9 protein-coding genes are annotated in these 11461 nt (G+C 34.2%); 3 read left to right on the plus strand and 6 right to left on the minus strand.

The features are described 5' to 3' along the window. Positions 1 to 113 precede the first annotated feature (113 nt). On the minus strand, positions 114 to 1403 hold the full coding sequence (locus AW729_RS04780) for an O-acetylhomoserine aminocarboxypropyltransferase/cysteine synthase family protein (protein ID WP_112124034.1): 1290 nt from the start codon (positions 1401 to 1403) through the stop codon (positions 114 to 116). Positions 1404 to 1645: 242 nt separating this feature from the next. Here AW729_RS04780 and AW729_RS04785 point away from each other — a divergent pair, with 242 nt between their 5' ends. Further along, on the plus strand, positions 1646 to 2608 hold the full coding sequence (locus AW729_RS04785; RefSeq protein WP_112124035.1) for a hypothetical protein: 963 nt from the start codon (positions 1646 to 1648) through the stop codon (positions 2606 to 2608). Here the strand turns inward: AW729_RS04785 and AW729_RS04790 are convergent. The 3 genes from AW729_RS04790 to AW729_RS04800 all read right to left on the minus strand — a co-directional run bounded on the left by AW729_RS04790 (position 2597) and on the right by AW729_RS04800 (position 7945). Then, the gene (locus AW729_RS04790) at positions 2597 to 4489 is read right to left on the minus strand and encodes an AAA domain-containing protein (protein ID WP_112124036.1); all 1893 of its coding nucleotides are present in this window, start codon (positions 4487 to 4489) and stop codon (positions 2597 to 2599) included. The two genes, AW729_RS04785 and AW729_RS04790, sit on opposite strands and share 12 nt — an antisense overlap. A 472-nt stretch (positions 4490 to 4961) precedes the next feature. Continuing rightward, positions 4962 to 7235, minus strand: a complete 2274-nt coding sequence (locus AW729_RS04795; RefSeq protein ID WP_112124037.1) for an ABC transporter permease — start codon at positions 7233 to 7235, stop codon at positions 4962 to 4964. Positions 7236 to 7240: 5 nt separating this feature from the next. Then, positions 7241 to 7945, minus strand: a complete 705-nt coding sequence (locus AW729_RS04800) for an ABC transporter ATP-binding protein (protein ID WP_112124038.1) — start codon at positions 7943 to 7945, stop codon at positions 7241 to 7243. Positions 7946 to 8190: 245 nt separating this feature from the next. Here AW729_RS04800 and AW729_RS04805 point away from each other — a divergent pair, with 245 nt between their 5' ends. Next, positions 8191 to 8490: a hypothetical protein gene (locus tag AW729_RS04805; protein ID WP_112124039.1), complete on the plus strand. Its 300-nt coding sequence runs from the start codon at positions 8191 to 8193 to the stop codon at positions 8488 to 8490. A 7-nt stretch (positions 8491 to 8497) separates the two neighbouring features. On the opposite strand, the gene AW729_RS04810 is transcribed toward AW729_RS04805, so the two are convergent. Together AW729_RS04810 and AW729_RS04815 are read right to left on the minus strand one after the other, a co-directional pair. Next, positions 8498 to 9049 carry a nitroreductase gene (locus AW729_RS04810; RefSeq protein ID WP_236951266.1) on the minus strand — a complete coding sequence of 184 codons (552 nt, stop codon included), beginning with the start codon at positions 9047 to 9049 and terminating at the stop codon, positions 8498 to 8500. A gap of 55 nt (positions 9050 to 9104) precedes the next feature. Continuing rightward, positions 9105 to 10259, minus strand: a complete 1155-nt coding sequence (locus tag AW729_RS04815; RefSeq protein ID WP_112124040.1) for a DUF763 domain-containing protein — start codon at positions 10257 to 10259, stop codon at positions 9105 to 9107. A 201-nt stretch (positions 10260 to 10460) separates the two neighbouring features. On the opposite strand from AW729_RS04815, the gene AW729_RS04820 reads away from it, so the two are divergent. Beyond that, the gene (locus AW729_RS04820) at positions 10461 to 11147 is read left to right on the plus strand and encodes a hypothetical protein (protein ID WP_112124041.1); all 687 of its coding nucleotides are present in this window, start codon (positions 10461 to 10463) and stop codon (positions 11145 to 11147) included. Positions 11148 to 11461 lie beyond the last annotated feature (314 nt).

An 11461-nucleotide genomic window follows, 5' to 3' on the forward strand; every position in this document is an offset into this window, starting at 1 on the left:
ATTTATTTTCTATTAATAATCTTTATTTATTTCATGGTATATATTTTTAAAGTATTTTTTTGAAAAAATCATTGAAAAAAAAGGTAGGTGGGAGGTTAAAAAGTATTGTATAATTATTGGATTTTATCCAATGCCTGGTCCACATCAGCCAGTATATCCTCTAAATCTTCGATTCCAACAGAGAATCTAATCAAATCTGGGGTTACACCAGTAGCTAGTTGTTGTTCTTCGGTAAGCTGTGAATGTGTAGTGGATGCTGGATGTATTACCAATGATTTTGCATCACCTATATTAGCCAGTAAGGACAATAGTTCAGTATTGTTTATAAATTGGATTGCTCCGTCATATCCTGATTTTAATCCGAAGGAGACTATTCCACCATAACCTTTTTCCGCATATTTTGATGCTATTTTATGGTTTGGACTGCTTTCAAGTCCGGAATAGGTTACCCATGCTACTTTTGGATGTGCTTCCAAGTGTTTAGCTACTGCTAAAGCGTTTTCTGCATGTTTTTCAATCCTTAAACTAAGTGTTTCAAGTCCCTGCAGGAGTAAGAATGAACCGAATGGACTTGGTACAGCTCCGGTATCTCTTCCCAGTACTGCTCTTATTCTTGTAGTGAATGATGCAGGACCAAATGTTTCATAGAATTTTAATCCGTTGTATGTTTCATCGGGTTGTGTTAATCCAGGGAATTTTCCATTGTCCCAATTGAATTCTCCTTTTTCTATGATGATACCACCGAGTGTTGTTCCGTGTCCTCCAATGTATTTTGTTGCACTGCTTGCTATTATGTCTGCACCGTGGTCAAATGGTCTGACTGATCCTATTCCTACGGTATTGTCTGCTATTAATGGTATGCCGTTTTCATGTGCTATCTCGGAGATTACATCAAAGTCAGGTATGTCAAGTTTCGGGTTTCCAATGGATTCTACATATATTGCACGTGTTTTTTCATCTATAGCATCAGCAAATTCATCCGGTGACTGTGAATCTACAAATTTTACTTCTCTTCCCAAATCTTTTAATGTGTTTTCAAATAATTCAAATGTTCCACCGTATAAGTTATCTGCTGATACAATATTATCTCCTACTTGAGTCAGGTTAATTATAGCATAGAATATTGCGGATAATCCAGATGATGTAGCATATGCTGCTGTTCCACCTTCAATTGCAGCCATTCTTTTTTCGAAGGCTTCCGTGGTTGGATTTGTCAGCCTTGTATATATGTTTCCACCTTCCTGTAGGGCAAATCTATTTGCAGCCTGCTGGGTGTCGTCAAATACGTAGGATGTTGTTTGGTATATAGGTACTGCTCTTGATCCGCTATTGTCGGTTTCTTCTTGTCCTACATGCAGCCCTATTGTGGCAATATTTTTTTTATTCTTTATTTCGTACGCCATTATATCACTTCTTTTTGTTTCTTTTGTCTTTATTAATCTATGTTTAAAATGTATTTTATAAGTTATTATTTTTTAAGTATAATCATTTTAAGAAATATAATTTTCATTCAAAAAATTATATAACAATTGTTATATTTTTTATAGTATATATATTTAACTGATACAAAGTCAACATGAAAAGCAACATTAAAATAATATTAACTATAAATATAAAATCAATATAAAATGGGAATCTGATAAAAATGTCTGAAGATAAAATTATACGAAAAACTATACAAATAAAAAATTCATTATGGGATCAATTTCAAAATAGGATAGAAGAGATATATGGCACAACCTATAAAAAACAGGGCGAAGCAATAGAAACAGCAATAACAAACTATGTAAACAATATAGATCAGGACCCTAATGAAAAAGAAGAGTTAAGAGATACGATAAACAATTTAAAACAGGAAAATACCCAACTTAAATTAGACGAAAAAGAGGCCCAGAATAAAATTCAACAATTAGATTCCCAAATGCAACATAAGGATAATGAAATTCAACACTTAAACAAAGAAGTCGAAAGACTTGAAGAAGACAACAACAATAAGAATAATGAAATAAACAACATGAAACAACAGTCACAAAACAACAGATCCCAACTCGAATCAAAAATAGATGAACTAACCCAAATCAATGAAAATCTTTCATATGAGAATAAAAAGTTAACTGATGAGAAAACAAGTGCCAAACTACAGTTAAATGACTATGAAAAGGATATCCAAAATATAAACGATAAGGAAAAACTTCTACAACAAAACATTGATAAGTCAAATAGGAATAATGAAATTCTTCAAAAACAGGTAAATGACCTTAAGGAAGATAAAAAGAAAAACCTTGAAGAAATCGAAGAACTTAAAAAAGAAAGAAAAAGATTACAGACAGAAAATAATCAGCTTACACAGAATCTTGTAGATTCAGAAGCCCAATATGAAAACCAGCTCTCCGAGTACAAGAAGGCAGTAAATAAAAAGGAACATACACAGGAAGTATTGAACAAACAGCAATTAGAGTTAAACGAAGCATTGAAAAAATTGGAAAAATACTCCTATGCTATGGGTAAGCTGGAAAACATGAGCCTAATCGACAGACTATTTAACAGAATACCTGAAGAGGTCAAGGAATTAGTTGCCGCAGAGAAAGCAGAGGAATTAACTGAATAAATCCTCCAAGAAGATGGTGTCAAATAGGGATATCGAATCGAACAGATTATTCATATTGGTGGCACCATCCAACAATGACCTATCTGCTATAATTATCAACTTTTTTCTAGCCCTTGTTATTGAAACGTTTAACTGATTCTTCTGGGATAAAAACTTTTTTTGAAAATCATTCAGAAGTCTTCTTGAACTTTTACAGAATGAAATTAATATAACATCTTTTTCTCTTCCCTGAAATCTGTATATTGTATCACATTCTATATCCAATTGCTTATCTTCAAGCAATCCCTTGATATACATTTTCTGTTTTTTGTAGGGTGTTATCACACCTATTTCATCACATGATATTTCATTTATAATAAGTGCATCGATTATTGACATGACCAGTTCTGCCTCATATTCGTTGATGCATCCGCCGTCGGTATTCAGTTGATAGTATTCCACGTTTGATGTGTCGATGAGCGTTACTGGTGATTCATCAAGCAGCAGATGATTGTCATTGATTAATACCAGTTTTTTATATACATTTTTTTCATGACTTTTAAGTCGGTTGTTATAGTAGAGTTTGCTTGATATGTCAGATATCTGGGGATTCATACGGTATTGTATATTGAGAAATGTGTAATCATCGGGATATTTTTCTATCATATGGTTGAATATTGACTTTGTTAGTATTGAATCATGATTTATGGTGATGGGCTGAAGTTGCATGTCATCTCCTATAAGTATGAACTTATCTGTCTTAAGCAGTGCTATTAATGCCAGGTATGTTGGTACTTGACTTGCCTCATCCATGATTACGTAATCAAATTCCATGTCCTTGGTCAGTGCTGATGAAGAGGATAGTACAGTGGATGCTATAATTTGTGCATGTTGATATACATCCGTTGTTATTATTTTCTTTATTTCATCTATTCTATCATTATTTTTAGATATCTCTTCAATAATATTGCTTCTGATTAATTTAGTGTCGATATTTCGAAGGCTATATTCATTATTATCGAGGTGATAGAATTTTGATATTATTCTTCTAATTAGTGAGTGATGATTATTTTTCTTTACCAGCATATATTCATCATCAACAGATAATCTTTCGTATTTACTTTGATCTTCTCTTAACAATTTATTCCGCAATTCAAGGTCCTTGATGATTGGAAATGATGGGTGTTTTTTTAACTTAGAATCGATATGGTAGTGGTGTAGTTTAGGATTTATTTTATCCCTATTTCCTATTCGTAGAATATTGTCCTCGGGCAAGTCGCCCAGCTTTTCCAAGATGTTGTCTATGGCTATGTGGGTGTGTGTTGTAATCAGAATTCTATAATTGTTACTGTAGAGGTATTTTATTATTTCCACAATGGAATGGGTCTTACCAGTTCCGGGCGGCCCCTTGATTATATGAAACTTCCTTGTTGAGATGGAACTGTTTAATGCCAACTGCTGTCGCTGGTTCAATGATTTTACATTGCATTGTTTGTCGTCATATCTGTTATTATAATCATCAAGCAGTGCCTCTAAAACTTCAATATTTTGTTGGTTAAGCTTATTGTCCTTTATTGCTGTAAGCAAATTTTCAAGTTTAAGTATTATAATATCATTTTGGAGGTTGTTTATTTTTATTTCCTGATTTTTATAGAATGATGACTTATTGTTTAGCTTTATTTTCAAGTTCTTGTTATTGTTTTTAAGTATGATGCCCTGTATTTTATTTATCTCCACTGTTGTGTTTTGAGCTATCTTGGATGATTTGTATAATGATACACCTATGATGTCATCTTTGATGTCTGTTATTCGTCCACGTATTTGCTTGTTGTTTATTTTCTCTTTTCTTATCAGGTCTTCAAAGTCCGTGATAAAATCTTTTAATATGTATTTGTTAATCATAATAGTTGTAATAATAAATTATATAATAAGTAATACATATAATTTGCTGGACAATAATAGAAGCATAATTAATGAAAAAACAAGTTTTATTTTGAATGAATAATAAAGAGAAAGAACTCTTTATTAAACATTATAGGATATAATAGAAATAGATGTGACTCCATTTCATAAATACCTTAAATGTACTGATTAATACTCCTTAAAATCAATACAAATAAGTTAAGTTTTATAAGTTTTTAACAATTTTGTAAATTGTGTTTAATTATCTTTAATTAAACAATTAAATCTATGTATCAAATATATAATAAGTTTTAGCATAATTACAACATATTAAAAAATACGATAAACAGTCAAACTATATAAAAGAGTATTTGTCAGTAATTGTTTATAAGAAATCAATTATGTATATTACCATAAATGAAAAAAAGGCCGTTAATCACTATTCAAAAATAAAAAAGGATAAAGGAAAAAATTATTCCCTTGATTTTTTCAGGGATTCGACCATGTCAATCTCCTTGATTTTACGACTTAACAATAAGTTAACTACTATGGTTAAACCTATTACGCAAACAAATGTTATCATTATCGTCGGCAGGTTATAGTTTATGGGATAGTAGAACGTATCCCCCGATGAGTCCATGATTACCCTCAAGACCTTATAGCCCAGGGGTACTCCCAGGATAAATCCGATTGATGCCAGGAATATATGTTGGGCTAGAAACATCCTACGTATGATGCCGCTGGTAAAACCCAAAACCTTCAGGGTAGCAAGATCTATTTCAACCTCAGTAAAAGATAAAATTCCCAGGCCATAGAGCATCACTATAGAAAGCAGCAATGCAAAGATAAGAAGTATTGCTATTAACAGATTACCAGATTCCATCATATCATCCCAACTTTTTTGTAAGTCGTCAATGGTAAATATGGCGGATATTCCATCGTAACTACCATTAACAGCGTTTCTGGTTACAATCATCGTTGGTGTGAAATTTATGTCAAGTTTATCCGATTTATCTTGACTGATGGTTATTCCCTGATTGGATGGATCTGCATTAATCTCATCAATGATGGAGTTAATCCACTTGTCTTCTCCATATAATCTCCACTGGATACTATCCCCCTTATCCACTCCCAGTATTTCTGCTGTTTTTCTGGTTAATGTTACACCATCATGAGGCAGTTTCATCGCCTTCATTTTTTCATCTGTCGGTGTGATAAGTGAGGTGTCGTTATATACGTTTAGGTTTACTGTCTTTTTGATATCATTGGCCCTTATTTCTATGGGTTTTGTCATTATCTGTGTTCCGTTGACCTTTTTTGTCACGTCATCAACTTGGGCTATCGTTGCATTTTCCTCTATTATAAGTTGGGTTTCATAGTGATTGATAGTTCCATACTGCCATGTTTTTAAGTCATTCATCCCATCCGACATGCCAAATGCGGAGATTAATAATATTGTACAACCGATTATGCTTACGACCGTTACAAGAGACCTTATCTTGTTTCTTTTGATGTCACGGATATTCCAGCGGGCATTGAATCCCAACTTTTTCCATATTACCGTTTTTTCAAGTATTGAATTGCCGGATATCTTTGGTGGCTTAGGTTCCAATGTCTCTGCGGGCGTTTGTCTTACGATGTTTTTTGTGGATAGATATGTGAACAATACTGATATAACTATCAAGAGTAATGCAACATATACAAATGAGATATCAAATCCGGATTTCCATACGGGAAGTGTGTAGAATGAACTCATTGATGGATAGAATAGGTATGGTAAAGAGTTTACGCCTATTACCAATCCGAGAACGCTTCCGGCTACCGTAAGATATAATCCATAGGATATGAAATGATATATGAGTGATTTGTTACTGAAACCAAGTGCCTTTAATGTTCCAATCTGTGTTCTCTGGTGTGATACTATACGTGTCATTGTGGTTATTAAGGTCAGTAGGGCAACCACTACAAATATCACCGGAAACATGCTTCCAAGCATCTTATGCTGATCGATTTCAGACTGGAATTGCAGTACGCTGGTATGGTCCTTGAATGGAAGGAACGTGTAGTTTTTAAGCTTTACATTGTCATCCAATTTACCCTGATACTTTTCAGGTGTGTCTTTTGTTTTTATCAATAGCGTCGTATATGGGATGTTGTCTGTTGGATATGCCTTGTATGATGCGTAGGCAAAACCCTGTAGTTTAAAGTCAGGTATTATACTTTCATCTGACTGTTCATATACGTATTCTGGTGAATAACCCAGTCCGCGTATGGTCTTTTCTATGTTTAATCCATTGTATTTGAGAGTTATGTTATCTCCTATCTTTAGATTATGGGCATCTGCAAATCTTTTGTCCATCCATATTCCATCCTCATCATCGAGATTTATGTTCTGTCCTTCTACAGCCTGGTATTTGGATATCTTGTTTGATTCTATGTAGTGAAGCTTCACCGTGGGATTCGAGTCCATCTCTGCGGTGGTACTTATTACAAGTTGTCGTTCAACATCATCGGTTGAATCCATGTTTTTTATTTTATCTAAGGTGGTGTTATTTATATTATCAGAGTATACCCATATATCTGCCATGTTGTTGTCCTGGTAGAATGAATCGACTGTTTGTTGTATTCCCGTTGCCTCTGCTCCTACGCCGGCATAGATCATGAGTGTTAGAAAGGACATGAGAAATATTGATATAAATTGCATTTTGTGTTCTTTCATGTCCCTTAGCATCTTTCTAATTAGCATTTGTATCACCACTCTATCTGGTCTATGTCCATTGGATTTCGGTTTATTTCCACATCTTCTATTTGTCCATTTTTGATGTGTATTATTTTATCTGCCAGGTATGACAGTTGGTTGTTATGTGTTACTATGATTACCGTTGTTTTATGTTCTCTGGCTAAGTTTAGAAGCATGCCGATTATATGGTATCCTGTATTGGAGTCCAGTGCACCTGTAGGTTCATCACATAATAGCAGTGCAGGTTGTTTGGATATTGCCCTTGCTATGGATACTCTTTGTTGTTCTCCACCGGATAGTTCTGATGGGAATTGATTGGCGTGTTCTTCGAGGCCTACCTGCCTTAGGTATTTGATGCCATCTATTTTGTTATCTATCACGTCATTTATTAGTTCTATATTTTCTATTGCCGTTAGGTTTGGTATGAGGTTGTAGAATTGAAAGATGAATCCTACTTTATCTGCACGATATTGTGTTAGTTGTTTTTCATTGTAGTTAGATATTTCCTCATTGTCTACTGTTATGGTACCGCTTGTTAGTTTATCCAGTCCTCCAAGTAGATTAAGCAGTGTTGACTTTCCACTTCCTGATGGTCCCAGTATTACTACGAACTCTCCCTCATCTATTGTGAAGTTAAGATTGTTTGCAGCTTTGAGTACATTTGTTCCTATTATGTATTCTTTTGTTACGTTCTTAAATTCTATGATTTGTGACATTGTTTTATTTACCTCCTTTTGATTTATTTATTCAAATATGTTATAGCGTATTTTCATGAATAGATTTGAATAATTATTTTTATTTAATTTTTATTGAAATGGAAATTGTTTTTTAATCAATATATTAATTTCTTACAAAAATCAGCACTATGTAATAATTATATAACAACTACTATATATATTTAGGTAAGCCTAAAATTACATCCTGATAAAATAAATACTTAACAAGATACAGATATAATAACATGACAGAAGAGAAAATAGAACAATTGGAAAATAGAATAAAGGAATTAGAAACCACCAATAAGATAATCCAAGATGAATTAGATGCCAAAACAAACGATTATAAGAAAATGGCCATGGAAGTAGGACAGGTCATCTTCCAGAATGAAGATTATGAGTATGAGATAAAAAAACTCAAAGAAAAAATAGAATCATTAAATAATCAAATCGAGATGTTGAAAACAGAAAACAATGAATTAAAAAAATTTAAAGAAGAAGTGGAATCATCCACCACGTGGAAACTAAAATCAAAATTCTCATGATGGACGACTATAAAAGTTCATCGGCAAATATAACATAATCCTCTTTTATACTCTTTTTTGGTACTTCATAGTCATCTGCAGGATAACCCAATACCACATGGCCAACACCTATATAATCCTCTGATAAGCCCCATACCTTAAGCAATTCCTTGGCCTGTACTGAATCAAATTCTTCACGAGCCCTGTGAATCCAACATGACCCTATATCCAATGCCGTTGCTGCATTCAATATATTGCCAATGGTTAATGACGCATCCTCGACACATGTAGGTACATTCTTATCGGCAAGAACTATCAAAAGTGTTGGAGCATTATAGAACGGATCAATATCACCCAACTTTTCTTGTATTTCATCAGGAAAACAGGACAAGTTCCACTTGGAGAATCTTTCAATGATATCCTTTCTTTGGATAACAATTATCTTTGGTGATTGAAGGTTCATACCACTAGGGGCATTACATGCGGCATCCAATATTTCCCTCAAATCATCATCGCTTATCTGTTTATCGGTAAATTTCTTTACGCTTCTTCTTGTTTTTAGAGCTTCCATACAATCCATATTATTTTCACCTTTTGTTTTTGTTTTTAAATTGTTATATTTATTTATCATTACATTACTGTATATACTTTGTCAATCTTTTTATGGCATCATGCTTTTCTTTATTATCAAGCTTTGCCTGCTCCAGGGAATCCTTGATTGTCTGTATAGAATGGTCATATACCTCCCTGTCAACAGGATATGGGAAGCCGTCCTTTCCCCCATGGGCAAAGCTATACTTAACGGGATCTTCCCAGCTTGCCTTCTTACCATATACCAGGTCACTGATTAGTGCAAGTGCCCTTATCTTCTTTGGCCCGATTCCCTTGAGGGATATCAGTTCCCTGTAATTGTCGGGCTGTACTTCATAAGCATTCTTGAGTACTTCAAATTCCCTATCGGATAAGTCCATATCCAGTACTGGATGATGTGAGGGCATGGTAAAGTTCGGTTGATTGTTAAATGAAGTGGGATCATCATCCGTAGAGTCAAGGTTGAAGTAGTCGCTTAATAATGTCTGTTTAGGATCCTTTCTTTTAAAGTATGTTCGTAGATGTTCAGGGTTATCGTTTATCAAGTCAACGCTTATGTCCCTAGCCTCCCTACTATCCTTGCTTGACATGTCCAATGTATCCGGTTCTTTCTTGTCACATTCAATCGCAGTGTGCGGACTTGAGAGGAATTCGTCCAAATCCGTGCTCATCCAATGATAACGGCGTGCATACTTGTTGTCCAGGTTCATACCCTGCTGGACTACGGCCCAACTGCCCTCCTCCGTTAAGAAGAAGTTATGCTGATATAATGTGTACTTATCCTGTATGCAGGAGTTATCAATCTTTGCAGATAGCTTTGATGACCTGACCAAGTAATCTGTTGTCTTATCAGATAAGTTAAATTCATCCCCCATCCTGAGCAGTTGTCCGGGAGTTTTCAGTGAATTTTTACCCTTACCACCTAGAACCGCTATGCCATGTTCTTCGGCATTCAGGCTTGCACGCAATGCACCGCATGTTGTAGTGGTTGTACCCGAGGAGTGCCAGTCAAATCCTATAACACATGAGAATGCCTGAAACCAGTATGGATTGGATATTCTGTTTAAAAATTCCTCATGTCCATACTCCTCCAGTATGACCTCCGTAATGGCCCCCGATAACTTTACCATCCTATGCCATAGCCACCGCGGTGTATGATCGGTATGTAACGGCAGATTCACAAAACCTTTTCTTTGCATATATTATGTTATAACCTTTAAGTAATATAAATGTGAAGCGGGATTGATAAGTACTGGAGTACCATTTAATTAATTACGAAAGTATTTAAATAGTATCATGAACAAAATTATAGAATACTTTATTTAGTATATTTACATATATAATATACAGTGGAATATATATGATTGAATTTGTTAATTTGAGTAAATAGGGAGGTTAGTATGAATACTAAATTAATATTAGCAATAGCAATCGTTGCATTAGTAGGAGTGGTTGCTGCAACATATCAAATAAATAATACAAATAATTTAACCAATTCATATACGGATGTTGAACCTGAATTACAGGTTGAAGCCGGTGCTAGTGATAGTGTAGATTCTGTTATCGGTGCTGACTCAGCAAATAGTGCTAGTTCAAATAAGAATAAGCAAACTGCAAAAAAAAGTTCTTATAAAAGCAGTTCTAAACAGAACAATAAGGTATCTTCAACAAGAAATGGAGGTTCATCCTCAAGTGGTTCCTCAACCGGCACATCAACTGCATCAACCGGTGGTTCCGGCCAGAATGCAGGTAGTCAATCTACGATAGATGCTTATAGTGTTGCCCGTAGTGCAGGTATTCAAATGGGTGCTACATCAACCAGATTTATCAGTTCATTTATTGTTGACGGTACAGTGTATAATGTTTACGGACAGTATAAGAATGGTAAGCTCGTTGGTGAGACCGAAGTAAACACCAAAACAGGTCAGATTACCGGTGGAGCATATATTGGTGAAGTAACTGGTGACAGCAGCAATAATGATAATAGTGGTAGCAGTTCAGCTAACACAGATAGTGGAAGTAGTAGCTCTGACAGTGGTAGCGATACACCTGTTATAGTTGATATTACTAATGAAACCGAAGGATAACGGTTTCCCTTTTTTTAAATATTTTTTTTAATCGTTTCTTTTTCTTGCAATCAATTTTCTTAATTATGGTTTTTAATAATAACTATAAATCAGCATTGTCTAATTATTTTAATTCTTTAACATCTAGGGGACAACAACTCCTATCGAATCATTCCTTGTTACCTATTTAATTATTGTTAGGATATATCAGGATTGGAGAAGATTGTTTTAAAATTAATAACTTATAACTTTTTACATATAAGTTATAACTTATAAGTTAAGAGTTTAATAAAAAAGATTGTTGGAAAATAATATGGATTAAATAAATTGTTGTT

Source organism: Methanosphaera sp. BMS (genome assembly GCF_003268005.1).
In the GTDB taxonomy this organism is placed as follows: domain Archaea; phylum Methanobacteriota; class Methanobacteria; order Methanobacteriales; family Methanobacteriaceae; genus Methanosphaera.

Excerpts from the sequence above, each read along its gene's own strand:
- AW729_RS04780 (WP_112124034.1), bottom strand. The coding sequence starts at position 1,403 with ATGGCGTACGAAATAAAGAATAAAAAAAATATTGCCACAATAGGGCTG.
- AW729_RS04785 (WP_112124035.1), top strand. The coding sequence starts at position 1,646 with ATGTCTGAAGATAAAATTATACGAAAAACTATACAAATAAAAAATTCA.
- AW729_RS04790 (WP_112124036.1), bottom strand. The coding sequence starts at position 4,489 with ATGATTAACAAATACATATTAAAAGATTTTATCACGGACTTTGAAGAC.
- AW729_RS04795 (WP_112124037.1), bottom strand. The coding sequence starts at position 7,235 with ATGCTAATTAGAAAGATGCTAAGGGACATGAAAGAACACAAAATGCAA.
- AW729_RS04800 (WP_112124038.1), bottom strand. The coding sequence starts at position 7,945 with ATGTCACAAATCATAGAATTTAAGAACGTAACAAAAGAATACATAATA.
- AW729_RS04805 (WP_112124039.1), top strand. The coding sequence starts at position 8,191 with ATGACAGAAGAGAAAATAGAACAATTGGAAAATAGAATAAAGGAATTA.
- AW729_RS04810 (WP_236951266.1), bottom strand. The coding sequence starts at position 9,049 with ATGGATTGTATGGAAGCTCTAAAAACAAGAAGAAGCGTAAAGAAATTT.
- AW729_RS04815 (WP_112124040.1), bottom strand. The coding sequence starts at position 10,259 with ATGCAAAGAAAAGGTTTTGTGAATCTGCCGTTACATACCGATCATACA.
- AW729_RS04820 (WP_112124041.1), top strand. The coding sequence starts at position 10,461 with ATGAATACTAAATTAATATTAGCAATAGCAATCGTTGCATTAGTAGGA.